Origin of the sequence: Bradyrhizobium sp. NP1 (assembly GCF_030378205.1) — a bacterium.
In the GTDB taxonomy this organism is placed as follows: domain Bacteria; phylum Pseudomonadota; class Alphaproteobacteria; order Rhizobiales; family Xanthobacteraceae; genus Bradyrhizobium.
Genome location: NZ_CP127385.1, coordinates 6,480,159 through 6,504,528, shown reverse-complemented (window position 1 = coordinate 6,504,528; position 24,370 = coordinate 6,480,159). Strand labels below are relative to the sequence as shown.

The following is a 24,370-nucleotide window of genomic DNA, read 5'->3' as shown; positions in this document are numbered from 1 at the left end:
TGCGCCGGCTAAACTCAATTTTAATTGAGAAGCGACGTCAGATCGTGATCTGTAGTTCCTGCCGCTGTCTGGCTGGGTCAATCGCGGACCGCAGCGCAGAGAACGGAACGGAGCATCGCGTGATGGAAGCGGCCCGAGTCGTCGATCGCGAGGTTTGGCGTGAAGGCAGTTCGAGCCTGGGCAGTCGCTCGGTTCCAGAAGAGACCGCGGTCGCCCTTACGTATAATGGCGGGACCTATGCCGTCATGATGGCGACGCCGCGGGATCTGGAGGATTTCGCCGTCGGCTTCAGCCTGAGTGAAGGCGTCATCACCTCTTCTTCTGATATCGATTCGCTGGACGTTATCCGTCTCGATGACGGTGTTGAGCTGCGGATGTGGCTCCGAAAACCGAGAGGCGATCGCCTGCAGGAGCGACGGCGGCGCATGGCGGGGCCGACCGGGTGCGGGTTGTGCGGCATCGAGTCAATCGCGGAAGCGATGCGTCCTGCGGCTATCGTCGGGCGCAGCCGGCAGTTCACGCCGCAGCAGATCATGGCTGCCATGGAGAGCCTGCCGTCGCGCCAAACGCTTAACATCGAGACGCGCGCGGTTCACGCTGCGGCCTTCTGGAATCTCACGAGTGGTATCGCTGCCTTGCGCGAGGACGTTGGTCGCCACAACGCGCTCGACAAGCTGTCCGGTGCGGTGGCGCGAGCGTCCATCGCGGCGGGCGATGGCATGATACTTCTCACCAGCCGCGTCTCGGTGGAGATGGTGCAGAAAAGCGCTGTGATCGGCGTGCCCGTGATCGTGTCGGTATCGGCACCGACCGCGCTCGCTGTTCGCATGGCGGATGCCGCAGGCATCACGCTGGCCGCGATCGCGCGTGCGGACGGATTCGAGGTGTTCACGCATCCTGGCCGCGTCTCGCATGCACCACTGCGACGTGATGCGATGGCTGTCAGTCACGACTGATCTGAACATCGACTGCGTGAAATGGCGTCGCCGCCTGACGGTTCTCTCGTCAGGCGGCGACGCTCGTTTTTGGTTTGCCGCAGACCTGCTAGCTCGCCGGCCTTGGCGTAGTACCCGGCTTGGCGGACGACACGCGCCAGACCGTGTTGCCGACATCGTCGGCGATCAGGAGACCGCCAGCCCGATCGACGGCCAGCCCGACCGGCCTTCCACGGGCGTGATTGTTTGCATCGAGGAAGCCCGTGACGACATCCTGCGCGGGGCCGCTGGGCTTTCCGCCGCTGAACGGCACGAACACCACCTTGTAGCCGTTGAGCGGCGTTCGGTCCCAGCTTCCGTGTTCGCCTACGAAGGCACCGCCCCGGTAGCTCGCGGGAAGGTCGGCGCCCGTGTACATCGCCAGTCCCAGGGGTGCCACGTGGGAGCTCAAGGCATAATCCGGCGTGATCGCTCTCGCCACCAGGTCGGGCCGCTGCGGCATGATCCTCGGGTCCAGATGCCGGCCGAAGTAGCTGTAGGGCCAACCGTAGAAGCCGCCGTCCTGCACCGAGGTCAAATAATCCGGAACCAGGTCGGGCCCGATCTCGTCGCGTTCGTTGGCGATGGCCCAGAGCTTGCCGGTCTCAGGCTCCCACTGCAGGCCGGTCGGATTGCGTACGCCGCTGGCGAAGATGCGATGCGCACCGGATGCCCGGTCGACCTCCCAAATCGCAGCACGCTCGTATTCGGCCCCGATTCCGTTTTCGCCGATATTGCTGTTTGATCCGACGCCGACATAGAGCTTGGAGCCGTCCGGACTCGCCAACAAAGTTTTCGTCCAGTGGTGATCGATCGGGCCGCCAGGAAGATCGGTAAGCTTGGTGCCGGGGGCGGTAATGCTGGTCTGGCCCTCCCGATAGGGATAGCGGATGATGGCGTCGGTGTTGGCGACGTAAAGATCATTGCCGACCAGCGCCACCCCAAACGGCGAATTGAGGTGGTCGAGAAACACCGTTCTCAGCTCAGGGACGCCGTCGCCATTGGTGTCGCGCAGCAGCGTGATGCGGTTTGCGTCCTTTGCCTTGGCGCCGGCGAACCACTGTACCCAGCCGGTGATGATGTCCTTGGGCCGGTAAATCGGCGCTTTCGGACCATTGGCCTCGACGACCAATACGTCTCCGTTCGGGAGAACGTAGAGGGACCGCGGATGCTCAAGGCCAGTCGCCATTGCATGGACCTGCAATCCCGGCGCCACCGTCGGAGTTTCCTTTCCCCAAGCGGCGACTTTCGCGATCCGGATCGGCGGCAACAGATATTGCTGCAGCGCGGGCAGCTCAGGGTTGGCGCCGATCTCCGTCCTCGGGTCGCCGCCTTCATAATTGCAGCCAGCCAGTCCCAACCCCGCGACCGCGACAAGCAGAAGGGCCAGACGCCGCCGCTTTACCGAATGTGCAATTTCGAGAGCTCGCATCATATTCATCCTCCAACACGATTCGACAGGGAGCGAGCCACCCAGGCCGTCAACAGGAGAACGAAGACGACGAGACCGGACAGCATCAGGCCGGTCGGTACCACTGCGGTGTAACCGTCGCGGCTGTGAACAAGGGCATTTGTCAGTGCGAGCGCGCTCGCGAGAGCGTAACCGATCACGCGAGGCCAGGCCGGCCGATCGATCCGTCTGGCGGCTGCGAGGTCGATCACATAAGCGACGGTGGCAAGGCCGGCGAAGATCAGGCCCGCAGTGATCAGCCAGATCGAGAACCTCTCCCAGACCACATCGGGCGTCTGCCAATAGGCAAGATCGGTGACGAATGCGCCGACGAAATAGGCGGCCGAAAACGACACCAGCATCCTGTGCAATGGGCGTCTACGGCGCCTAGCGGATGATCGCGCCCTGGCCTCGCCTGTGAAAGCGTCTTCCGTGATCGTAGCGTGCTGCTGCATCTCTGCATATCCTCATGACGATCTGAGCTATCTGCGGTCGAACAGACGCGAGCTCAACTCCGTGCCGGCTGGCCACTTGGAAAGCTTCGCGCCCGAAGATCTTTGCTCACTTGAACCGCGGAACGACCGGGGCGGAAATACGCGGCGGCGGCAGCGGAGCGACCCTGCCGGCGTTGCCGATGCCGCTCGGATCGGCCATCACATTGTTCATCCCGCCGGCGTTGGCAGGCCCCGGCGCAATTCCGCTGATGGGCACATTTCCCGAGCCCACGGCACCCGCGGTCCTTGCATATGAAGCGGCTGGCGCCGCCATGAAGACGAGCAGAGCGAGCGCAAGTTTTGCGGAGATCTTGGGCATGACGAGGCTCCATTATTGGACGAAAAGCGTTTGCGTGGGTGACGTAAGCCTGTCCGCGCGCCGGCGCCATTAAATTGGATTTTAGGGTAGCCAATCGAAACGACGGGTTGCCGGAGACGAGGCGCGTTCCCATTTTGGGGCCTCGACACGACTCAGGAGATGAAGATGAAATTCCTATTGATCGGCGCCGCTACTCTTGTCGCGGCCGCTTCCGCAACTCCCGCATTCGCGCAAGCCGTTATCGAAGACCCCGGCTACTGCGCGCAGTTCTACCCGAACGCAAATTGCCAGAACCTGGGTCCCGGCAATCCCTATACCGATGGCAGTTACCGTCGAAACAACTGGCAGAACGGCTACGCTTCGATGGAGCATCATCGGCGACATCGTCACGTGACGCACTATCGCTAAGAACGCCGCTCGCCCGTCGGTGAGCGCATGGACATTGAGGCGGCCGGCAAACGCAAGGCCGCCTCAATTCGTTTTGATGATATGTGTCTTGCCGTGTAAGCCGCCGGCTGAAAATCAATTTAGTCTCTTGAAGGCCAATTTAGTGGGGACGTGCAGCGCTCCGGCTTAACTCCGTGGTGACGCCCTGAATTTCGGGGCCAGGAAATGGCGAAAAATTCTCGCCTCCTATCGATGCACGGAGACCAAAGACCATGACCAGATTCAAGATCCTCGGCGCTGTAGCCGTTCTGTCGCTGATATCGGCGACGCCGGTATTCGCGCAGGCGGCTATCCAGGAGCCGGGCGCGTTCGCATTTTCCTATCCCAACAACGATGTCCTGAACGGCGGCCGGCCCACGCCCGCGGCGGGCCTGGACGCCATGACGCCGCTGCTGTTCGGCAGCGGCGGCCCGTCCATCGACAGCGGCACAAGCGCTTCTTGCGTCCGGTATCGCTCCTACGATCCGGCTTCGGGTACGTTCGTTGGGCGTGACGGGCGCCGGCACGAGTGCAACTGAGACGGCACGAAGACATCAGTGCAGGCGACAGATCAGGCCGCATCGGCAACGATGCGGCCTTCGCAGGTCGCGTTTCGCGGCACATGGCGTGGTCAGCGAATTCGTTCCTGGGCTTTGCGCAATGTTTCGACGCATTTTTCGAGACCAATACGCTCGTCGTTCGAGAGCGGAGGGTTCAGCACCTGGAGGCAGCCATTCCGACCGACGACGCTCGGCAGCGAAAGCGTTACGCGAAGGTTTGAATTGTACACCCCGATCGGCACCACGGCGCGCTCGTCACGCAGCACGATTTCGGCGATCCGCGCGCAAACCATTCCAATTCCGTATTGGCTGGCGCCGATACCCTCGATGATAGTTATATTTGCATAGCGTACGTCGCTCTCGATCTCCGTGCGAAAGTCGTCATCGTGAAGGCCCGATTGCTCGAGCGCATCCGCGATCGGGAGACTCGCCACGCGGGCAGCCGACCAGTGGAAGATCTGGGATGTTCCATGCTCGCCGAGGACCTGTGCTTCCATGTCCGCGGGAGCGACCTTGAGCTTTCGCGCCAGATGCAGCCGAAAGCGAAGACTGTCGAGCAGTGTGCCGGTGCTGAGAACACGATCATGTCCGGCGAGTTCGCGCGTCAAATAGGCGAGCGGGTCCGGCGGGTCGGTGACGACAAGCAGCACGGCATCCGGCGCCGCCGCGCTTATCAGCGGAATCACCTCGCGGTAAACCTCGGCATTCTTGTCGAGGAGGCGCAAGCGTCCCAGCGGATCCTTTCGATCCGTTGCGCCACCCGTTTTCTCGTTGACGCCGACCGTGATCATCACGAGCGCAGCGCCGGCGAGGTCCGAATAGTCGCCATCCGTCACCCCGGTGGTCGATGACAGGGGAGCTCCGTAGCCCATGTCGGTGGCCATCCCCTTTGCCTTATCGCGGCTCCGGTTCACGATCACCAGTTCGCCGGCGCAACCCCTCATCACGGTCGCCATTGCACATGCGGCGCCGACCGCACCCGCTCCAATTATTCCGATCTTCATGAGCCGTCCTCCTTTGCGCCGTAGATTGAAGGCCATCAAGCCAATGGCGCGCAAGGCCGTCGCCACATGATGGCGGAAGCAGGGAGCCTATCCTGCCGAAAAGGCCGGGATTGCGTCGCGTCAAGCCTCGCGGAATGGACGGTGATGACGTTCCCGGCGTCAAGCCTTGCGCCGGGATGGACCCCGGACATTCTGGACGATCGATAGCGCATCGCTGGCGGGAAAGGTGTGCCTGAGGGCTTCATCGAGCAGCTCATCGGCAAGCTTCCATTCCCTGCTTTCCGCTCTCGGCTTCCTGGAGCGAGCTTTTGCGCGATCGTTGGCCAGAGGTCTGCTGGCCGACCGGGCGCTCCTGGCAGTCATTGGCGTCTCCTTTTTTCTGGCGGGCAGGTGGCTCCGTCGCAGCCTCGGTTCAGACCTGTCGGCCGCATTCGAAGAGAAACCAGGTTCGCTCTTCGGATTCGTCGATCCAGTTCTCGAGCAGGCTTGCGGTGGCCACGTCGCCGGCCTCGTCGCACAGCGAATGCACCTCGCGCATGTTCTGCGTCAGGGCTGCATTGTCGTCCCGCAGTTCAGCGATCATGTCCAGCGGCTTGACGTAGTCGGCGTCGTTGTCGACGATACGCTGAGACCGCGAAATCTGCCCGATCGAACGGACGGTCGTAGCTCCGAGCTTTCGCGCGCGCTCGGCGATGGCATCCGTCATCGCGAAAATCTGATTGCCTTGATCATCAAGCATCAAATGATAATCGCGGAAATGCGGGCCGGACATGTGCCAGTGAAAGTTCTTTGTCTTGAGGTACAGGGCGAAGACGTCAGAGAGAAGCAGCTTCAACGCCCGCGAGATTTCATGGACTGCTGCTTCCGGAATGGTCGTGGGAATCGTCAGCGGCGCTTTCTGCAACATATCGGTCACCTCATTGGTTCCAGTCGGACGCTTCGCAACGGAAAGCGCAACACGAGAGTGTCCGGGTTGCGCGGCATCCGGCGGGCTGACTACAAATCCTTGCTGATCTCGGTGCTTGCAATTAAATAGCAAGTTACTCTTCGCGCCGCGGGTGAAGGCATGGGCCGGGCGCGCCGCTTTTGCGTTGGGCGATGCTTCACTCCGTATCCACCAGCACGTACATGCGTCTTGCGGCATTGAGCGCGCCAAAGCAGGCGATGCGCTCGCCTTTCATGTCAAGTCGTTTGGCGCGTGCCACGGTTGCCGACAATTGCGACTGCAGTCGCTCATCCGGTCGTCTCGCGAGCTCGGGCGTCGGGTGAGGGGTGACTGATTGCCGCCCCGGTCCGCTCGGCAGCTCTATGCTGGGCTGCTGTATGGCGGTCTCCAGCTCCGCGATGTCGCTGCTGCAAGGACCGGCTTCGGCAAATTGCGGCGTCAGCGAGAACACGATCGCTGCCGCGGTCAAAAATGCCTGTGACGCTCGCATCGAAGGACCTCCTTTGACGCCCGGCCAACAATTATGGTCCGTGCTCAGGGCTCGACCAGATTGCCGCATTCAGCTCCAGAACGGCGGAATTTGGATGTAGTGAAGCCGGTTGTTCGAGGAAGAATAGCTCAGGCTGCCGAGCACGATCGCTATGACGGTAAAGACCGCCATCCAGGTGGCTACGAGACCGCGGCTGCTCATCTTTCGTGATCCTCCTTGCCTGCCTGGAGCATGATCCGGAAAAGTGTGAACCAGCTTTCCGTGCGTCGTCTCCTTGTTTGGAGCCATCAAAAGATATGGTCTGCGCCGTCAGCTATTCTGATCACAGCGACTCACGATCCAGTGTGTTCGACCTTCCGCGTTGATCTGATGCTAAACGCGAATTTAGTGGCGCCCCGTCATGGAAGAAACCACTTGTCGCCTGTGTCCGTGCGGCAGGAATTTGATCGCGGAGCCGATGATGCTGAGCGAGGAATATATGAATACGGCGCGGAGCTTGCTTCGCATTGCCCGAAACATGACAGATCAGACGATCGCGGATCGGCTTAAGATGCTTGCAGAGGATTACGAGCGGCGCGCCGAGCAAGCCTCGCAGGTTGACGCGGCAAACGCCTCGGCTCGGCGACCCAGCGCGACGAGAGCTCGCTGAACGGCGTTGGATCTCGGGGTGCAGAATGGATTTTTGGCAAGGATGCGAGACGAGGGTGGAAATTGAAAGCGGTCCGCGAAACAGTCCGCAACGCTCCTTCGTTAAATGATTGATTTCCTTGGTGGGCCGGCAGGACTCGAACCTGCAACCAGACCGTCATGAGCGACAGAACATCGTGCGGAAATCGTCTGCTCAAGGGTGGGACTGTTGCCAATGCAGGAATGTACGACTACGCTTTACCCTGGCGCCCGCCTTCCGAAGTTCGTGATACATAGCCGCGAGTTCGTGCACGAACTTCGGAAAGCAAAGGGCACCAGCAAACCTATGATTCTAGTGCCGCTTTCGATCTGACGTTCCTGAAACGATTTCGCTGCAACCAGTGCAGGAACGTCAGATCGGCGGCACTAGGTACGCCCAAACGGTCTTTCGATCGGCCGCACGTTCATGCCCAAGTTTCTTCGCATCGGAGTCCATCAGTCGAACGTTTCCGGATACACATCAAAGGCATGGTGTGTTCGACGGGTTGGCCCGGCGGTTTTCCTGAAGTGGGGCGCCGTCGAGGTCCAAGGCGCCGGAGATGGGCGAAAGGTTTACTGGACGCTTCCACCGAGGGTGAAAACAATTCGTTGCGGCACGGCGCAGCGTGCCAAAGACTATGCAAAAGCCGCGATCGCGCGGCGACGCAACCATCGCTATGAACCGTTGACGGGACCTATAGCGATCCGGCGCCGATCCGCCGGCCGTGGCGCCGAACTCGAACGAACGCTCGCCACGATCCTCTTTGTCGATATCGTCCGCTCCACCGAACAAGCCGCGCGGCTCGGCGATGCCCGCTGGACGCAGGTGATGAGTCACTATTACGCCGTCGTCCGCAGAGAGCTGAAGACCTTGCGCGGAAAGGAAGTCGTGACGACGGGGGACGGACTGCTCGCGACGTTCGAGGCGCCGGCTGCCGGGGTGCGCTGCGCGACCGCGATCCGCGAGGCCGTGCGCACGCTGGGGCTGGAGATCAGGGTGGGGCTGCATGCGGGCGAATACAAGGTGAGCGGAGCCGAGGTGGTCGGTCTCGCGTTTCACATCGGCGCGCGCGTCGCCGCGAAAGCGCGTGCCGGCGAAGTCCTGGTCTCGAGCGCGGTCAAGGATCTGATGTCGCAGTCTGGAATCCGCTTCCAGGACCGCGGTCTTCACCAACTCAAAGGCGTGCCGGAGCGATGGCGCCTGTACCGGGTCGAACGTTAAGGCTTCCTGCACGAGCGGACACCAGTCTCGGCGATCAGGTCACGACGCCGACGCAGGCATGTCGGCAATCAGTCGATCTGGATATTGGCGGTCTTGGCGATGGTAGACCAGCGCTCGATCTCCTCGCGAAACAGCGCATCGAGCTCTTGCGGCGTCGTCGCTCGCGGGAAGACGCCGAGAGGTCGTACCTTGTCGGCGAACTCCGGTGAGGACACGACGATGCGGATGTCGGCGGAGATCTTGTCGATCACGGCCGCCGGAACGCCCTTCTGCACGATGATCGCCTGAATGGCATTGACGTCGAATCCCGGAAAAGTTTCGGCCAGGGTCGGGTATTGTGGCGCTTCGCTCAGGCGCTGCGCGCTGGCAACGGCGAGCACCTTCAACCGGCCCTCGACCACGTAGGGCTTTACCGAGCTCCACAGGTCGAACATGATTGGCACGCGACCGCCGAGCACGTCGGTGAGCGCCGGCGCGCTGCCATTGTAGGCGATATGCGTCAGCTTGATGCCGGCGAGGTTCTCCAGCCATGCGCCGGCGAGATGCCCGACCGTGCGCGGGCCGGCTGAGGTGAAATTGATCGGCTCGCCTGTCTTCCTGGCCAGTGCGACGAACTCCGCAACGCTGTTGGGAGGAAACGTCGGGTTCGCCACCAGCACGATCGGCACCGAGACCACCATGCTGATGCTGGCGAAATCCTTCAGCGTATCGTAGGTGAGCGTGTGGTTGATCGCCGAATTGATCGCGAATGCGTTGGTGGCGACCCCCAGCGTGTAACCATCGGGCTCCGCCCTGGCGAGCGCGGCGGTCGCCAGGATCGTTCCGGCACCGGGTCGGTTCTCGATGATTACGGGTTTCTCCCAGCGTGCGGCCAGGCGATCGCCCAGAATGCGCATGATCGTGTCGGTTGGTCCGCCGGCCGCAAACGGCACGATCACAGTCACGCTTCGTGTCGGGAAAGTCTGAGCGTAAGCGCCGAAGACCGACAGGCCCGCCAACGCGACGCCAAGCACGTAGGTCGTCAACCGCATGGGAGGCCTCTTCCCTGAAACAACATTTGACCTACACTCATTCCGAGGAACGGGAAAGACGTTCCTTGTCCTCTGGGCGAGGGAGGTCGTAGGGCATCGCAACTTTTGCCGTTTGCGACGTGCAGCGGACCGCAGCATCAGAGCGCCATGGCGCAGGCGCGCAGCGTGATCCGCCGATATTGGTAAGGCCAGGCGATGTCGTCGAGGTCTACCAATTCGTTAGCGTCATCTCGAGAGCTTGAGCGTGTTTTTAAGCGTTCGGGCCGCGACCAGCGCTGCTGTCACTACGACCAGACGTTGGATTGGAAGACGCGGCATTGGGAAAATCCATCTCATGCAGGTTTTCCTCCGGCGATGATCTTCTTGTGTTGCCCGGATATGCCGCGCCGCTCCGGACAGGAGCGGTGGATCATATGTAGGTAACTGAGGACTGAGTGTAGCGTTGGTATCGCGAGATACAAACTTACCCACTTTTTCGTTCCGGCCGGGGGACTCGGCGTTGTCGAGCGGGCCGGCGACAGCACGTTTGGCGCCGGCAAGCGCAGAGCCTGACCTCGTGAAGGTCGGGACGTTCGTGTCGGTGGCCGACGCTCCCATCTTCATCGCGGTGGAGAAGGGGTACTTCGCCCAGCAAAACATCAAGGTTGAGCTGTCGCAGATTACCACGGGCGCGCTCGCCACCACGGCGCTCGCGAGTGGTGCTCTCGATGTCGCCGGCAACGCTCCCAGCGCCGGGCTCTACAATGCCATCCGGCAGGGGATCGACATCAAGCTCGTCGCTGACAAGGGCAGCTCGCCTCCGGGTCACGGCTATATGGCGCTGGTCGCACGCAGCGAGATTGCCGGCGAGATCAAGTCGGCGTCTGATCTTGCCGGTCGCACCGTCGCGGTTGCGGGTTTCAACACGGGCGTAAGCAATGAAGTGATGATGGCCCGGCTGACGGAGCCTGCGGGTGTCAAGGCAAACAGCGTCAACTTCATCCAGTTGAGTTTCGCAGACACCCTTGCCGGGCTGGGTACCGGGCGTGTCGATGTCGGCGTGCTCGTCGAGCCGCTCGTCACACAAGCGGTCGAGAAGGGCGTCGGCCGAATCTGGAGACGAGTGGATGAGGTGTATCCCGGCCAGCAATATACCGTCATCATCTACGGTCCCGGCATCGTCGGTCGGCCCGACGTTGCCGACCGGTTCATGGTTGCCTACCTGCAGGGTGCCCGGTTCTATAATGACGCGCTCGCCGGCCGCGTCTCGCGGGAGGAATTGGTTGATATTCTGGTGAAGCACACCACGGTCAAGGATCGCTCCCTTTATGACAAGATGGTTTTTCCGGGCATCAATCCAAAGGGCTATCTGAATGTCGAGGGCATGGCCGAAGACATGAAATGGTACGTTCAAGCTGGACAGATGCGGAAAGAGGTCGATCTCAAAAAGATCGTTGATCACTCATATGTCGATCGTGCCCTGAAGGTGATCGAAGGAAAGTAAGTTCCTCACTGTCGTGGTGTCGGCGGGAATTTCGGCACCTGTGCCGGCATCGGCTACCTGATCTGGCGTTCTGGATCGAGCGCCGCGTCGTGCCTTGGAAGGTGCCAAACCAGAAGGGCGCATGATGGTTTCGTCGCCGGGGCAAGTCGATGTTGAGCCTCTCAGACCAAACGGCTTTCAAGACCGGGGAGAAATATGTCGATCTGGAATCTCGGCGGAACGACGATTACCCGCATAGAAGAGAGCGAGCGGCTGGGGAGCATGCCGCTGGAGCGTTTCTTCAGCACGATGGACCGCGAGGTGTTGCGGCGGCATCAGGATTGGCTCGCTCCCAAGTATTATTGCCCGGAGCACGACAGGCTCAGGGTGAGCAATCATTCCTGGCTGATAAGAACTGCGCGCCAGACGATTCTTGTCGACGCTTGCACCGGCAATCACAAGCACCGACCATTCAATCCTGCCTTTCATCAGCTCGAAACGCCGTATCTCGATCGTCTCCGACAGGCCGGAGTATCGCCCTCGGATATCGATGTCGTGCTTTGCACGCACCTCCACGCCGACCATGTCGGCTGGAACACAATGCTTGAGAATGGCCGTTGGGTGCCGACCTTTCCGCGAGCCCGCTATCTGTTCGCTCGGGCGGAGGAGGAGTATTGGCGGCGAGCCATGAACCTTGTTCCGGAAAACGATCCCGCGAACCGAACTGTCGTATATCAAGATAGCGTATTGCCGATCATTCGTGCAGGGCGCGCCGAACTGATCGATTGCTCATTTGCAGTTGAAGATCATCTCGTCATCGAGCCGGCACCGGGGCATACGCCAGGTCATATCGTGTTGAAGCTCAACTGCGCCGATGCGACGGCCATATTCTGCGGCGATGTGGTCCATCATCCGATTCAGATCTGTGAGCCGGATTGGAACACTCAGTTCTGCATCGACCAGCGGCTCGCCCGCGAAACGCGACGAAGAATTCTCAACGAGGCCGCCAGCGACGACGGATGGCTCTTTCCGACGCATTTCGTTCATCCCTATGCCTGCAAGATCGCGAAAACCGAGGCGAGCTTCATGCCTGTCTTCGATGTCTCCTGATCTGGTTTTGACAGGCTTCGCGAAAGCTGGTGGGCCCGGCAGGACTCGAACCTGCAACCAGACCGTTATGAGCGGCCGGCTCTAACCATTGAGCTACAGGCCCTGCCGGCAGGCCGCCCTTCGAAGCGGCTGGCAAGGTAGCCTGCTTCGTTTACAGGCTCACTGGCGATCCGGCAATGCCGCCGCGCGGAGCATGGTCCGGAAAGGTGGGGACCGGTTTTTTCCGCGCGGCAACGCAAATGCGTTTGCGCGGAGATCATGCTCAACAAGGCCCGTAGCGGGCCAGCATCCAGCCTGGAGCCATCCGGCTCTAATCCACCGAGACGCCGGCGAACGCGACCACCTTGCGCCATTTCTCGGTCTCATCCGCGATCAGCTTGCCGAACTCGGCGGGCGTCATCGGCTTCGGGATGCCGCCCATCTCCGCGAGCCGCGCCACCAGCTTGGGATCCTTCAGGGCCTCGCCGACCGCCTTGTTGAGGATATCGATGATGTCGGGCGGCGTGCCTTTCGGCGCCGAGATGCCGTAGAAGCCGACCGACTCGAAGCCCGGCACGGTTTCGGCGATGGCGGGGACATCGGGCACGCCCGGCCAGCGCTGCGGCGAGGTGACGCCGAGCGCGCGCACCGTGCCGCCGCGCGCCTGCTCCAGCGCCGAGGGCAGATTGTCGAAGATGAGCTGCACCTTGTTGGAGATGATGTCGGGGAAGGCGATCGCCGAGCCGCGATAGGGCACGTGCACCATGTCGCACTTGGTCATGGCCTTGAACAGCTCCGCCGACATGTGCACCGAAGTACCGTTGCCCGAGGATGCGAACGAGATCTTGCCCGGGTTGGCCGTGCAGTAGTCGATGAACTCCTTGACCGTCTTCACCGGCATCGCGTTGGAGACGACCAGCATGTTGGTGAGCTGCATGATGTTCGCGACCGGCGCGGTGTCGCGGATGAAGTCGTAGGGAAGCTTCTTGTAGAGCGAGGCGCTGATCGCGTTGTTGGGCGCGACGAACAGCAGCGTGTAGCCGTCCGGCGGCGAGGCGATCGCCGCGGCCGCGGCGATATTGCCGCCGGAGCCGGTACGGTTCTCAACCAGAAATTGCTGGCCGAAATGATCCGACAGCCATTGCGCCATCACCCGCGCCACCGCGTCGACCGGGCCGCCGGGCGCGAAGCCGATCAGCCAGTGCACCGGGCGGTTCGGATAGGTCTCGGCCGATGATGCCGAAACGCCGAACGCAAGGCTTGCGATGCAGCCTGCGATGAAAACTGCCGCGCGGAGAAATCTGGTCATCATCATCCCGCTATTCCCTGCTTGCTCAAATTCGTTGTCTTTTCCGGCTTCCTCCGGCGCCGGCGCCGCCAGTCGTGCGCCGGAAAATTGCCGCTCACTCGACCGAGACGCCGGCCAGCTCTACCACCTTGCGCCATTTCTCCGTCTCCTCGGTAATGAACCGGCCGTACTCCCCGGGGCTCATCGGCTTTGGCACGCCGCCGATCTCGGCAAGGCGGGCGACCAGCCTGGGGTCCTTCAGCGCGTCGTTGACCGCCTTGTTGAGGATGTCGATGATTTCGCGGGGCGTGTCCTTTGGCGCGGACATGCCGTAATACACGGTCGAAGAATATCCCGGCACGGTTTCGGCGATGGCGGGGATGTCGGGCACGGTCGGCCATCGCTCCGGCGAGGTGACGCCGAGCGCGCGCAGGTTGCCGCCGCGGGCCTGTTCCAGCGCCGCCGGCAGGTTGTCGAAGATCAGCTGCACCTTGTTGGAGATGATGTCGGGATAGGCGATCGCGGAGCCGCGATAGGGCACGTGCACCATGTCGCAGCGGGTCATCGCCTTGAACAGTTCGGCCGACATGTGCACCGAGGTGCCGTTGCCGGAGGACGCGAAGGCGATCTTGCCGGGATTGGCCTTGCAGTAATCGATGAATTCCCTGACCGTCCGCGCCGGCATGGCGTTCGACACGATCAGCATGTTCGGCACCTGCATGAAGCTCGCGACCGGCTCGGTGTCGCGCATGAAGTCGAACGGCAGCTTCCTGTAGAGCGAGGCGCTGATCGCGTTGTTGGCGCCGGAAAACAGCAGCGTGTAGCCGTCCGGCGCCGAGGCGATCGCCGCCGCGGTCGCGATATTGCCGCCGGAGCCGGTGCGGTTCTCTACCACGAATTGCTGCCCGAAATGCTCCGACAGCCACTGCGCCATGATCCGCGCCACGATGTCGACCGGTCCGCCCGGCGCAAAGCCGATCAGCCAGCGCACGGGGTGGTTCGGATAGTCCGCCGCCGCGGCCGGCGCGGTCGTCGCCGCGAGGCTCAGGAATCCCAGTAATCCGAGGGCCGCACCGCGCCAGCATTTCCTCATGAGTGCCATCGTTTTCTTGTCGTTGCCGTCGGCGCCATGCTCCCATAAAACTTTGCAGCTGCCTATAACCCTCGCCGCAACCGGTGATGTTGACGGGCAGGGCGCGATGCGTTTGAGGTCGAACATGAGGCTCATCCCGGTCGTCTGTGTCGGCGTGCTGCTGTTCACAGGCATCGCTGCGGCGCAAGATGGAGGCAAGGCCATTCCGAAAACAGTGATCAGCCTGGGCACGGCGACCCCCGGCGGCGGCTTTCCGCTCTATGGCAACAACTTCGCCGAGGTGATGAACGCGGCCGATTCCTTGCTTGCGGTCGAGCCGCGCAACACCAAGGGCAGCAACGAGAACATTCCGCTGCTCGAAGCGGGCTCCCTCGATATCGCGCTGGTCGCCGGCGAGCCGGCCTACGAGGCCTTCAAGGGCATCGGGCGCACCGCAACGCGGCTCAAGATTCTCACCGCGATGTATTCCAGTCCCGGCATGTTCGTGGTGCGGGCCGACAGCCCCTACAAGACGATCCGGGACCTGGTCGGCCAGCCGGTCGCATTCGGCGCCAAGGGCTCGGGCCTGCCGATCCTGTCGCGCTATGTCCTTGATGGGCTGGGGCTGAAGCAGGACGAGGATTTCAAGTCGATCTATCTCGACCGTGCCGGCGACGGCCCCGCGATGGTGCAGGACGGCCGCGCTGCGGCATTGTGGGGAGCGGGTATCGGCTGGCCGGGTTTCTCGACGACGGCGTCGAGTCCGTCCGGCGCGCGCTTCATCGCGCCTGACGCCGATGAGATTGTCCGCATCCGCGCCAAGCATTCCTTCCTGAAACCGCTGACCGTTCCGGCCGGCAGCTATCCGAACCAGACCGCGCCGATCAATTCGGTCGGCTCCTGGAGCTTCATCCTCGCTCGCGAGACGCTGCCCGACGATGTCGCCTATCGACTGGCGCGCACGCTGCATGGCGCGGAAGCCACGTTCTGCCAGAAGCTGGCGCAGGCCTGCGAGACGACGGCGGCCAACACGGTTGCCGCCGCGCCAAGCGAGGGGCTGATCCATCCCGGCGTGCTGAAGTATTTTCGCGAGATCGGCGTGGTTAAATAGTCGGTCAACTGAGACGGTCATTCCGGGGCGCCCGTAGAGGCGAACCCGGAATGACTGCTACGCAGTTACTTCTTCACCAGCGGGCAGGCCGGATCGGGCGGCCCGAACGCGTCCTCGCCGGAAATCTTGGTCAGGATCTTGTAATAGTCCCACGGATATTTGCTTTCCTGCGGCGATTTGACCTGAACCAGCATCAGGTCATGCACCATCAGATTGTCTTCACGTAGTTTGCCGTTGCGGGCGAAGAAGTCCTCGATCGGCTTCTCGCGCATCTTGGCCGCGACCTTCAGCGGGTCGTCGGTGCCGCTCTCCTTGATGGCGTCGAGATAGTGCATGACGGAGGAATAGACGCCAGCCTGCCACATCGTCGGCATCCGGTTCATCTTGGCGTAGTAGCGCTTCGACCATTCGCGAGTCTTGTCGTCCATATCCCAGTAGAACGACGTGGTGAGCAGCAGCCCCTGCGCCGCCTGCAACCCGAGCCCGTGAATGTCGGTGATCAGCACCAGAAGACCGGCCATCTGCTGGCCGCCCTTGAACAGGCCGAATTCGCCGGCGGTCTTGATCTCGTTGGTGTTGTTGGGCGGGCCCGCCGCAATGCCGATGATCTTGGCCTTGGACGCCTGCGCCTGCAGGATGAACGAGGAAAGATCCGGCGTCGCAAACGGCGGCCGCACCGAGCCAAGCACCTTGCCGCCGTTCTTGGTGATCACGGCGGAGGCGTCGCGCTCCAGCGAATGGCCGAAGGCGTAATCGTCGGTGATGAAGAACCAGCTGTCGCCGCCGCGCTTCACCACTTCCTGCGCGGTGCCGACCGCGAGCGCGCGGGTGTCGAACACCCACTGGATCGCATAGGGCGAGCAGAACTTGCCGTGGAAGTCGGCCGCACCCGTCGAATGCGTGATGAACAGCTTCTTCTTTTCATTGGCGATGTTCTGCACGGCGAGGCCGACGGCCGAGACCGGCACGTCGACGATCAGGTCCACCTGCTCGACGTCGTACCAGCGCCGCGCAAGGCTCGCGCCGATATCGGCCTTGAGCTGATGATCGCCGACGATGACGCTGATCGGCTTGCCGAGCACCTTGCCGCCGAAGTCATCGACCGCCATCTGGGCCGCGGTCACCGAGCCCTGGCCGGTCGGCGTCGAGGCGGGGCCGTTCATGTCGGTCAGGACGCCGATCTTGACGACGTCGTCCGATATCTGGGCATGCGCTGTGGTCGATGCCGTCAGCACGGCCATAATGGCCCCGAGCATCGACAATTGTCTCGCGAGCATCCTGTCTCCTCCGTTGTGTCGGCACATTGGCCGTTATTGTTTCGCCCAAGGGCTATTGTTTCGCCGAAGCGCTTAACCGGAAGTGTTTCAAAAATCCGGGATAGTTTGCTTCTTTTGTAACAGTTTTCGCCCTGCCGTCAACGCGCCGTTAGGCCAAGAGGGCCGGCCGGCCCTCGCTGGACGGTTTATTTCTGCGCCAATTCAACTAGATAGACAGACATGAACTCGACCCAGCGCCTGCCGGACAAGCTGACGCCGCTTCCTGCCGCACGCGATGCGTGGCTCAGCAGACTCGTGCCCGTGGCGCCGGGCGAATTGCGGCCAGCGGATGCGCTGCGCTGTATCGCAGCCGACATGCCGGCAATGCCCGGCCATCCCCGGCATGATGTCGCCTCCGTCGATGGCTGGGCGCTGCGCGCCCATGACCTGATCGGCGCCTCCGCCTACTCGCCCGTGCCACTGCCGGCGAGGCCGGCCTGGGTCGAGGCGGGCGATCGAATGCCCGATGCCTGCGACTGCGTGCTCGATGCCGACGCCGTCGATGCGACCGGCCCGATCGTCCAGGCCCTGGCGGAAGCCGCGCCGGGGCAGGGGTTGCGCCGTGCCGGCAGCGATATCGCGGCCGGCGATCGTCTCGTGGACGCCGGGCAGCGCATCCTTGCCTGCCATCTCCTGCTGGCGCGTGCGGCTGGGCGGCCGACGATTACTGCGCGCCGCCCGCGCCTTCGTATCGTCAATCTTCCCGGCGGAGCGGCGACCGCTGCTTTTGCGGCGGACCAGGCCCGTGATGCAGGCGCGGAGGTGAGCGTGATTGAGCCGTCCGCGCGCGATGCGGCCGCGATCGCCGCGGCGCTCGATGCGAGCTCCTGCGATCTCATCGCCACGGTCGGCGGCACCGGCGTTGGCCGTGGTGACGCGACCATCGCGGCGATCGGGCAATGCGGTGAAATCATCGCCCATGGCATCGCGCTGCAGCCGGGTCGCACCTCGGCGGTCGGCCTGATCGCAGGCAAACCGGTCGTCGCTTTGCCCGGCGCACCGGACCAGGCCTTTGCCGCCTGGTGGACGCTTGTTGTTCCAGCGCTCGACCGGCTGAGCGGACGGCAGCCGCGACCGACCTTTCGCCTGCCGCTGGCACGCAAGATCGCCTCAACCGTCGGCATCACCGAGATCGCGCTGCTGCAACGGCGGGACGACGCCTGGCTGCCGCTCGCCACAGGCGAGCTGCCGCTGCGGATGATCGCCCGCGCTGATGCCTGGCTGGCCATTTCCGCTGGCAGCGAGGGATTTGCTGTGGGCGCCGCGGCCGATGCCTATATGTTGCGGGAATAGTGGTCCAATTCTAACATTCGCTCGCCACTTGGGAGGCACGTTTGCGAATGTTAGAATTAAAGGACCACTAACAACTTATTGATGCTAGTGGAGCTTTGGATTTGACGTTCGCATGAGGGAATCGCGGCAAGTAGGCAGCGAACGTCAAATCCGCTCCACTAGTAGATGAGCCGCGAGATGAACCAGAATTCGGCGCCGCGAAACCGTGACGGGATCGAGCAGGAACAGTTTTTGACCATCCTGTCGCGTGAGGAGGCGCTGGCGCGCTTCGAGTCCGCTTTGTTCCCGCGTCCGGTCGCGCACGAGCATCGGCCGCTTGCCGATGCGCTCGGCCGTGCGCTCACTGAGGATGCAACGGCGCCGATCGACGTGCCGCCGTTCGACCGATCCAATGTCGACGGCTTTGCCGTGCGTGCCGCCGATCTGGCTGGCGCGAGCGAAGCAGCACCGGTGCGCTTGAAGCTGAACGACGAGGTGATCGCCTGCGGCGTGGCGCCGGCGCGCCCGGTGCTGTCCGGGACCGCAACCACGATCGCGACCGGCGGCCCGCTGCCGCGTGGCGCTGACGCGGTCGTCATGGTTGAACATACCCAGCCGGCCGGCGCGCGCGCCATCGAGGTGCGCCGCGCCGCGTCGCCCGGACAATTCGTTTCCTATGCCGGCTCCGACATCGCGCGCGGCGAGGCCGTGCTGCGCGCCGGCAGCACCATCGGCTCGCGCGAGATCGGCATGCTCGCGGCGTGCGGGATCGCACGCGTGCCCGTCGCGCGCCGGCCGCGTGTCGCGGTGATCTCGACCGGCGACGAGCTGGTCCAGCCGGGCGCATCTCTGCGGCCCGCCGCGATTTACGATTCAAATGGCGCGATTGTCGCCGCCGCGATCAACGAGAATGGCGGCGAGGCGGTCTTCTACGGCGCGGTGGCCGATGACGAGCGGGCGCTGGAGGCCGCGATGCGCAAGGCGCTTGCCGAGAGCGACATGCTGGCGCTCTCGGGAGGCACGTCGAAGGGCGCGGGCGATGTCTCCCATCGCATCGTGAACCGGCTCGGCAAGCCCGGCATCGTCGCCCATGGCGTGGCGCTCAAGCCGGGCAAGCCGCTCTGCCTTGCGGTGTGCGACGGCAAGCCGGTGGTCATTCTCCCCGGTTTTCCGACCTCGGCGATGTTCACCTTCCACGACATGATCGTGCCGGTGCTGCGGCGCATGGCTGGCCTGCCGCCGCGCACGGATGCGAAAGTCTCGGCGACGGTGCCGGTGCGTATTGCCTCCGAGCTTGGCCGCACCGAATTCGTCATGGTGTCGCTGGTCGGGGGCGCCGACGGCCTGATCGCCTATCCGACATCCAAGGGCTCGGGCGCCATCACCTCGTTCGCCCAGGCCGACGGTTTCCTGCGCATCGACGCGCTGGCCGACCAGATGCCGGCGGGCACGCACGCCGAGGTGACGCTGTTCACGCCGCATGTGCGCGTGCCCGACCTCGTCATCGTCGGCAGCCACTGCACCGGGCTTGATCTCGTGACGGCGCCGCTGGCGCGCGCCGGTCTTTCCGTGCGCTCGATCGCGGTCGGCAGCCTCGGCGGGCTCGCGGCCGCCAAGCGCGGCGAATGCGACCTCGCGCCGATCCATCTGTTCGACGACAAGACCGAGACCTACAACACGCCTTTCCTCAGCGGAGGCCTCGAACTCGTGCCGGGCTACCGCCGGATGCAGGGCATCGTGTTCCGCAAGGGTGATGCCCGCTTCGAGGGGCTGAGCGCGGAGGAAGCGGTGCGCGCGGCACTCGCCGACCCCGCCTGCATCATGGTCAACCGCAACCAGGGCGCCGGCACGCGCATCCTGATCGACCGGCTGCTTGGCGGCGCGCGGCCCGACGGCTATTTCAACCAGCCGCGTTCGCACAATGCGGTGGCGGCCGCCGTCGCGCAGCATCGCGCGGATTGGGGCATGACCATTGCGCCGGTCGCGCAGGCGGCCGGCCTCGGCTTCATCCCCTTCGCCGAGGAGCATTATGATTTTGCGCTGGTGACGGCGCGCCGGGATCGTCCCGCGGTGCAGGCATTTTTGCAATCGCTTGCGTCGGATGAGAGCCGCACCGCACTGACCGAGGCCGGCTTCCGGCCCGCTTAGCTACCGTCGAGTGCGGCGAGCCGTTCGGCTTCGGCGATGTCATCGATAGTATTGGCGTTGAAGAACGGATCGAGCGGGCCCGCTGGCCAGCTCACGGTCGCCAGCCGATAGCGCGCGGTCCAGCGGTCGATCTTCCTGACGTCTTCGACCACGAGCGCGTGGCGCAGCTCGTCGCGCAGCCGCACGCTCCACAGCCCGATCACCGGGTGGGTCTGTCCCCCTGATGACGCGACCGCAAGCGTGGCATCCTGCTCTCGCAGCGCGCGGTAAAGCCGCGCCACCAGGTCGCGCGGCAGGAACGGGCAGTCGGCGGCCGCGCTCAGCACCAGCGAGGCATCCGGCCGGTTCGCCGCGGCCCAGTCGAGCGCGGCCAGCACGCCCGCCAGCGGCCCCGGAAAGTTGGCGACGTTGTCGGCGATGACGGGCACGTCGAACGCGGCAAAGCGCGCCGGATCGCCATTGGCGTTGAGGATCAGCCCGTCGCATTGCGGCTTTAGGCGCGCGATCACGCGCTCGAGGATGGTGCGGCCGCCGATCGTGCGCATCGGCTTGTCGCCGCCGCCCATCCGCCGCGCCAGCCCGCCGGCGAGCAGCACGCCGGGAATCGGCGGCTTCGCATCCTCTGCCATTTCCTCACTCGTCACGCGCTTCGCCCTTGCGCTTGTGCCGGGCCGACTCCTCCTCGACATAGTCGAGGTCTTGGTCGTAGACGATGCGCTCGGCGCCCGACAGCGCGATGAAGCGCTTGCCCCGCGCGCGGCCGACCAGCGTCAGCCCAACCTGCCGCGCCAGATCCACGCCCCAGGCGGTGAAGCCGGAGCGTGAGACCAGGATCGGGATCCCCATCCGCACCGTCTTGATCACCATCTCCGAGGTCAGCCGTCCCGTGGTGTACATGATCTTGTCGGCGGGATCGACGCCGTGACGAAACATCCAGCCCGCGATCTTGTCGACCGCGTTGTGGCGGCCGACATCCTCGGTGTAGCAGACGGGCGTGCCCTGCTTGCACAGCACGCAGCCATGGATCGCGCCGGCCTCCAGATAGAGCGACGGCATGGTGTTGATGGCGTGCGTCATCTGGTACAGCCACGAGGTGCGCAATTCCGCCATCGGCAGCGCCACGCTCTCGACCGCTTCCATGAGGTCGCCGAACGCGGTGCCCTGGGCGCAGCCGGAGGTCTGCGTCCGCTTCTTCAACTTTGCTTCGAAATTGGTGTGATGCTCGGTGCGCACGACCACGACCTGGAGATCGTCGTCATATTCGACCTCGGTGACGATGTCGTCGTATTTCAGCATGTTCTGGTTGAGCAGGTAGCCGAGCGCAAGATATTCCGGATAGTCGCCGATCGTCATCATGGTGACGATCTCCTGGGCGTTGAGGTACAGCGTCAGCGGCCGCTCCACCGGCACCTTGATCTCGACCGGGTTGCCCGTCTGGTCCACCCCGCTGACGCGCTCGGTCAGGCGCGGGTCGTCCGGGTTGGGAACGATCAGGGGGACGGGCGCTTTCTCGATCTTCATCATATTCGCAGCATAGCATGACAAGCCCTGCAGACCGATATAATGCTTCCAGACCGGGCTATCTACGGCCGTCCTTGCGAGCGCAGCGAAGCAATCCAGAATCTGACCGTGGCGACCGTCTGGATTGCTTCGCCGCTTTGCTCCTCGCAATGACGGGAACAGGCGTTGGTTCCGCGGGAGACGTCGTTTGCGGAGTAAGAGTGAGATGAAAGTGATCGGGCTCTCGGGCTGGAGCGGCGCCGGCAAGACCACACTGTTGAAGCGCGTGCTCCCGCATCTGCTCGGCGAGGGTCTGCATGTATCCGTGATCAAGCACGCCCACCACGCCTTCGACGTCGACGTTCCGGGTAAGGATTCCTGGGTGCACCGCCAGGCCGGCGCGACCGAGGTGCTGGTGTCCTCGAGCCGGCGCTGGGCCTTGATGCATGAACTGCGCGGGGCCAACGAGCCGCGCCTGCCGGAGTTGCTCGCCAGGATGACGCCGGTCGATCTCGTCATCGTCGAGGGTTTCAAACGCGAGCCGCATCGCAAGATCGAGGTCCATCGCGCCGCCAACGGAAAGCCGTGGCTGTATCCCGACGATCCCGGCATCGTCGGGCTCGCGACCGACACCGCGGTTGAAACGACGCTGCCGGTCGCTCATCTCGACGATATCGAGGCGGTCGCCGTGCTGCTGCGGCGCTCGGCGATATCGGTCGAGGATGTCCTGGCGAAAAGCGAGGTTTAAGGTCGCGTCATGGCGCAGCTCTCGGACGATTGCTTTGCTTTCGGCGGCCCGATGATGTCGGTCGATGAAGCGGTCGACCTGATCGCTGCAAAGGTCGCCGCCGTCAAGGAGGTCGAGACCGTCGCGCTGGCCGACGCCGACGGCCGCGTGTTGGCGCACGATATCGCGGCACCGCTGCCGATCCCGCCCTTCACCAATGCCGCCGTCGACGGCTATGCGATCGCAAGCCGCGACCTTCCGCTTCAGGCCGAGCGGACATTTCCGGTGACGGGGCGCGTGCCGGCCGGCGGCGTCGCGCGGGCGCCGGTCGAACCCGGCCATGCGATGCGCATCTTCACGGGCGCGCCGATGCCCGAAGGCGCCGACACCGTGTTCATGCAGGAGGATGTTCGCATCGAAGGCGACCGCGTCGTGCTGCCCGCAGGGCTCAAGGCCGGCGCCAATGTCCGCCCGGCGGGAGAGGATATTCCGCTGGGACACGCCGCGTTGCCGGCGGGGCAGCGGCTACGACCGCAGGATGTTGCGCTTGCCGCGGCTTTCGGGCTCACTCATCTTGAGGTCAGGCGGCGCCTGCGCGTCGCGGTGTTTTCGACCGGCAACGAGATCGTCTCGCCCGGCGAGGCGCGCGGACCGGCGCAGCTCTTCGATTCCAACCGCTTCATGCTGATGACGATGTTGCGGCGGCTCGGCTGCGCGGTCGGCGATCTCGGAATCCTGCGCGATGAGCGCGCCGCGCTCGCGGATGCGCTGAAGCAGGCCGCAGGCGGCTACGATCTCATCCTGACCTCAGGCGGCGTTTCCACCGGCGAAGAGGATCACGTCAAGGCGGCGGTCGAAGCCGCAGGCTCGCTCGTGCTGTGGCGGATGGCGATCAAGCCGGGGCGGCCGGTCGCCATGGGCGTGATCGGCGGCACGCCGTTGATCGGCCTGCCGGGCAATCCGGTGGCGAGCTTCGTCACCTTCGTCCACGTGGTACGGCCGACCGTGCTGGCGCTCTCGGGTGCCCGCCAGGCGCCGCTCCTGCCGATGCCGGTTCGCGCGGCCTTCACCTATCGCAAGAAGGTCGGCCGGCGCGAATATGTCCGCGTCAGCCTGCGAAAGGCGCCTGATGGCGCGCTGGAAGCGGTGAAGTTTCCGCGCGAGGGGGCGGGGCTGTTGTCATCGCTGGTCGATACCGACGGGCTGGTCGAACTCGGCGAGCAGGTCACCCTCGTCGAGCCCGGCGCGAGCGTCGGCTTTCTGGCCTACGCAAATCTGATCTAGGTTTCTCGCCGTTGACCTCGCGGCACCGCTTCGCCATCTTGCGCCGATGACGACGACAACAAAACTCGACCTCACCGGCCTTAAATGTCCGCTGCCGGCCCTGAAGACGCGGAAGGCGCTGAAGGCGGTCGCACCGGGCGACTTCCTGGAGGTGCATTGCACCGATCCCTTGTCGGTGATCGACATCCCGAACCTGATCCGCGAGACCGGGGATGCGGTTGAAATCCGCGAGCGCAGCGAGGCGCGCATCGTGTTCCTGATCGAAAAGGCCGGCTCACAAGCACTGTCATGAGACAGGCTTTCAGCACGCCATCGAAAGCTGTTGCGCCAGACGCGTTCCGTCCATTATTCTTCAAAGCCGATGGGGATGGGGTCCCCCGACAACCGCCGCAAGGCTGATGACTCCTGCCGGGCGCTTTCGCGTCGGTAGGAGCTTGTCCAAACTCCTCCACTGGAAGCAACGGGTCCGATCGGCCGCGGCTGCCTGAAAGGGTGGACGCAAGACGCAATTGGACAAGA

At 63.6% G+C, this 24,370-nt stretch carries 26 protein-coding genes, 1 tRNA gene and 1 riboswitch; of the genes, 13 read left to right on the top strand and 14 right to left on the bottom strand.

The annotated features are described in order from the left end of the window. Window positions 1-122: 122 nt before the first annotated feature. Window positions 123-956, top strand: coding sequence for a formate dehydrogenase accessory sulfurtransferase FdhD (fdhD, locus tag QOU61_RS31505; RefSeq protein WP_289661956.1), 834 nt, complete (start codon window positions 123-125; stop codon window positions 954-956). Between the two features lie 88 nt (window positions 957-1,044). On the opposite strand, the gene QOU61_RS31500 is transcribed toward fdhD (QOU61_RS31505), so the two are convergent. From QOU61_RS31500 to QOU61_RS31490, 3 genes are all read right to left on the bottom strand, one after another. Beyond that, window positions 1,045-2,406, bottom strand: coding sequence for a PQQ-dependent sugar dehydrogenase (locus tag QOU61_RS31500; RefSeq protein ID WP_289655082.1), 1,362 nt, complete (start codon window positions 2,404-2,406; stop codon window positions 1,045-1,047). 5 nt (window positions 2,407-2,411) lie between these two features. Further along, complete coding sequence (locus QOU61_RS31495; protein WP_289655081.1) at window positions 2,412-2,786, bottom strand: DUF2231 domain-containing protein; 375 nt, start codon at window positions 2,784-2,786, stop codon at window positions 2,412-2,414. Window positions 2,787-2,985: 199 nt separating this feature from the next. Then, window positions 2,986-3,237: a hypothetical protein gene (locus QOU61_RS31490; RefSeq protein WP_289655080.1), complete on the bottom strand. Its 252-nt coding sequence runs from the start codon at window positions 3,235-3,237 to the stop codon at window positions 2,986-2,988. A gap of 165 nt (window positions 3,238-3,402) precedes the next feature. Between QOU61_RS31490 and QOU61_RS31485 the strand changes: the two genes are divergently transcribed. Together QOU61_RS31485 and QOU61_RS31480 are read left to right on the top strand one after the other, a co-directional pair. Next, the gene (locus QOU61_RS31485) at window positions 3,403-3,645 is read left to right on the top strand and encodes a hypothetical protein (RefSeq protein ID WP_289655079.1); all 243 of its coding nucleotides are present in this window, start codon (window positions 3,403-3,405) and stop codon (window positions 3,643-3,645) included. 251 nt (window positions 3,646-3,896) lie between these two features. Then, window positions 3,897-4,202, top strand: coding sequence for a BA14K family protein (locus QOU61_RS31480; RefSeq protein ID WP_289655078.1), 306 nt, complete (start codon window positions 3,897-3,899; stop codon window positions 4,200-4,202). A 92-nt stretch (window positions 4,203-4,294) separates the two neighbouring features. On the opposite strand, the gene QOU61_RS31475 is transcribed toward QOU61_RS31480, so the two are convergent. Beyond that, window positions 4,295-5,167 (bottom strand): lactate/malate family dehydrogenase, encoded by an 873-nt coding sequence (locus tag QOU61_RS31475; protein WP_289661955.1) that lies wholly within the window; start codon window positions 5,165-5,167, stop codon window positions 4,295-4,297. Between QOU61_RS31475 and QOU61_RS31470 the strand changes: the two genes are divergently transcribed. Next, on the top strand, window positions 5,094-5,297 hold the full coding sequence (locus QOU61_RS31470) for a hypothetical protein (RefSeq protein WP_289662314.1): 204 nt from the start codon (window positions 5,094-5,096) through the stop codon (window positions 5,295-5,297). The two genes, QOU61_RS31475 and QOU61_RS31470, sit on opposite strands and share 74 nt — an antisense overlap. A 342-nt stretch (window positions 5,298-5,639) precedes the next feature. On the opposite strand, the gene QOU61_RS31465 is transcribed toward QOU61_RS31470, so the two are convergent. From QOU61_RS31465 to QOU61_RS31455, 3 genes are all read right to left on the bottom strand, one after another. Beyond that, window positions 5,640-6,134 (bottom strand): Dps family protein, encoded by a 495-nt coding sequence (locus QOU61_RS31465; protein ID WP_289661953.1) that lies wholly within the window; start codon window positions 6,132-6,134, stop codon window positions 5,640-5,642. 196 nt (window positions 6,135-6,330) lie between these two features. Next, the gene (locus QOU61_RS31460) at window positions 6,331-6,663 is read right to left on the bottom strand and encodes a hypothetical protein (RefSeq protein WP_289655077.1); all 333 of its coding nucleotides are present in this window, start codon (window positions 6,661-6,663) and stop codon (window positions 6,331-6,333) included. Between the two features lie 69 nt (window positions 6,664-6,732). Continuing rightward, window positions 6,733-6,864, bottom strand: coding sequence for a hypothetical protein (locus QOU61_RS31455; protein ID WP_289655076.1), 132 nt, complete (start codon window positions 6,862-6,864; stop codon window positions 6,733-6,735). Between the two features lie 892 nt (window positions 6,865-7,756). Here QOU61_RS31455 and QOU61_RS31450 point away from each other — a divergent pair. Continuing rightward, window positions 7,757-8,551, top strand: coding sequence for an adenylate/guanylate cyclase domain-containing protein (locus tag QOU61_RS31450; RefSeq protein ID WP_289655075.1), 795 nt, complete (start codon window positions 7,757-7,759; stop codon window positions 8,549-8,551). Between the two features lie 68 nt (window positions 8,552-8,619). Here QOU61_RS31450 and QOU61_RS31445 read toward each other — a convergent pair whose 3' ends face one another. Further along, a complete protein-coding gene (locus QOU61_RS31445) occupies window positions 8,620-9,582 on the bottom strand; it encodes a tripartite tricarboxylate transporter substrate binding protein (RefSeq protein WP_289655074.1) in 963 nt (320 codons plus the stop codon). 556 nt (window positions 9,583-10,138) lie between these two features. Between QOU61_RS31445 and QOU61_RS31440 the strand changes: the two genes are divergently transcribed. Beyond that, the gene (locus QOU61_RS31440) at window positions 10,139-11,065 is read left to right on the top strand and encodes an ABC transporter substrate-binding protein (protein WP_289655073.1); all 927 of its coding nucleotides are present in this window, start codon (window positions 10,139-10,141) and stop codon (window positions 11,063-11,065) included. 195 nt (window positions 11,066-11,260) lie between these two features. Continuing rightward, window positions 11,261-12,154 carry an MBL fold metallo-hydrolase gene (locus QOU61_RS31435; protein ID WP_289655072.1) on the top strand — a complete coding sequence of 298 codons (894 nt, stop codon included), beginning with the start codon at window positions 11,261-11,263 and terminating at the stop codon, window positions 12,152-12,154. A 27-nt stretch (window positions 12,155-12,181) separates the two neighbouring features. On the opposite strand, the gene QOU61_RS31430 is transcribed toward QOU61_RS31435, so the two are convergent. The 3 genes from QOU61_RS31430 to QOU61_RS31420 all read right to left on the bottom strand — a co-directional run bounded on the left by QOU61_RS31430 (window position 12,182) and on the right by QOU61_RS31420 (window position 14,514). Further along, window positions 12,182-12,257: transfer RNA gene (locus QOU61_RS31430), tRNA-Ile, on the bottom strand. A gap of 207 nt (window positions 12,258-12,464) precedes the next feature. Beyond that, window positions 12,465-13,442: a Bug family tripartite tricarboxylate transporter substrate binding protein gene (locus QOU61_RS31425; RefSeq protein WP_502876843.1), complete on the bottom strand. Its 978-nt coding sequence runs from the start codon at window positions 13,440-13,442 to the stop codon at window positions 12,465-12,467. A 94-nt stretch (window positions 13,443-13,536) separates the two neighbouring features. Further along, window positions 13,537-14,514, bottom strand: a complete 978-nt coding sequence (locus QOU61_RS31420; protein WP_502876989.1) for a Bug family tripartite tricarboxylate transporter substrate binding protein — start codon at window positions 14,512-14,514, stop codon at window positions 13,537-13,539. A gap of 124 nt (window positions 14,515-14,638) precedes the next feature. Between QOU61_RS31420 and QOU61_RS31415 the strand changes: the two genes are divergently transcribed. After that, on the top strand, window positions 14,639-15,604 hold the full coding sequence (locus QOU61_RS31415) for a TAXI family TRAP transporter solute-binding subunit (protein ID WP_289655070.1): 966 nt from the start codon (window positions 14,639-14,641) through the stop codon (window positions 15,602-15,604). Window positions 15,605-15,669: 65 nt separating this feature from the next. Here QOU61_RS31415 and QOU61_RS31410 read toward each other — a convergent pair whose 3' ends face one another. Continuing rightward, window positions 15,670-16,860 (bottom strand): ABC transporter substrate-binding protein, encoded by a 1,191-nt coding sequence (locus tag QOU61_RS31410; protein ID WP_289661946.1) that lies wholly within the window; start codon window positions 16,858-16,860, stop codon window positions 15,670-15,672. A gap of 240 nt (window positions 16,861-17,100) precedes the next feature. On the opposite strand from QOU61_RS31410, the gene QOU61_RS31405 reads away from it, so the two are divergent. Together QOU61_RS31405 and QOU61_RS31400 are read left to right on the top strand one after the other, a co-directional pair. Beyond that, window positions 17,101-18,213 (top strand): molybdopterin-binding protein, encoded by a 1,113-nt coding sequence (locus QOU61_RS31405; RefSeq protein WP_289655069.1) that lies wholly within the window; start codon window positions 17,101-17,103, stop codon window positions 18,211-18,213. Between the two features lie 177 nt (window positions 18,214-18,390). Continuing rightward, the gene (locus tag QOU61_RS31400) at window positions 18,391-20,340 is read left to right on the top strand and encodes a molybdopterin biosynthesis protein (RefSeq protein ID WP_289655068.1); all 1,950 of its coding nucleotides are present in this window, start codon (window positions 18,391-18,393) and stop codon (window positions 20,338-20,340) included. Here the strand turns inward: QOU61_RS31400 and mobA are convergent. Continuing rightward, window positions 20,337-20,969: a molybdenum cofactor guanylyltransferase MobA gene (gene mobA / locus QOU61_RS31395; RefSeq protein WP_289655067.1), complete on the bottom strand. Its 633-nt coding sequence runs from the start codon at window positions 20,967-20,969 to the stop codon at window positions 20,337-20,339. The genes QOU61_RS31400 and mobA overlap by 4 nt on opposite strands. A 4-nt stretch (window positions 20,970-20,973) precedes the next feature. Further along, window positions 20,974-21,864 carry a formate dehydrogenase accessory sulfurtransferase FdhD gene (gene fdhD / locus QOU61_RS31390; RefSeq protein ID WP_289655066.1) on the bottom strand — a complete coding sequence of 297 codons (891 nt, stop codon included), beginning with the start codon at window positions 21,862-21,864 and terminating at the stop codon, window positions 20,974-20,976. A 202-nt stretch (window positions 21,865-22,066) separates the two neighbouring features. Between fdhD (QOU61_RS31390) and mobB the strand changes: the two genes are divergently transcribed. Genes mobB through QOU61_RS31375 form a run of 3 tightly spaced genes read left to right on the top strand, consistent with a single transcriptional unit; the run spans window position 22,067 to window position 24,143 of the window. Beyond that, entirely contained in the window at window positions 22,067-22,588 is a 522-nt protein-coding gene (mobB, locus tag QOU61_RS31385; protein ID WP_289655065.1) for a molybdopterin-guanine dinucleotide biosynthesis protein B, read from the top strand. 9 nt (window positions 22,589-22,597) lie between these two features. Continuing rightward, a complete protein-coding gene (locus tag QOU61_RS31380; protein WP_289655064.1) occupies window positions 22,598-23,851 on the top strand; it encodes a molybdopterin molybdotransferase MoeA in 1,254 nt (417 codons plus the stop codon). A 46-nt stretch (window positions 23,852-23,897) separates the two neighbouring features. Continuing rightward, on the top strand, window positions 23,898-24,143 hold the full coding sequence (locus tag QOU61_RS31375) for a sulfurtransferase TusA family protein (RefSeq protein WP_289655063.1): 246 nt from the start codon (window positions 23,898-23,900) through the stop codon (window positions 24,141-24,143). Between the two features lie 62 nt (window positions 24,144-24,205). After that, a riboswitch (Fluoride riboswitch) is annotated at window positions 24,206-24,266 on the top strand. The last annotated feature ends 104 nt before the right edge of the window (window positions 24,267-24,370 follow it).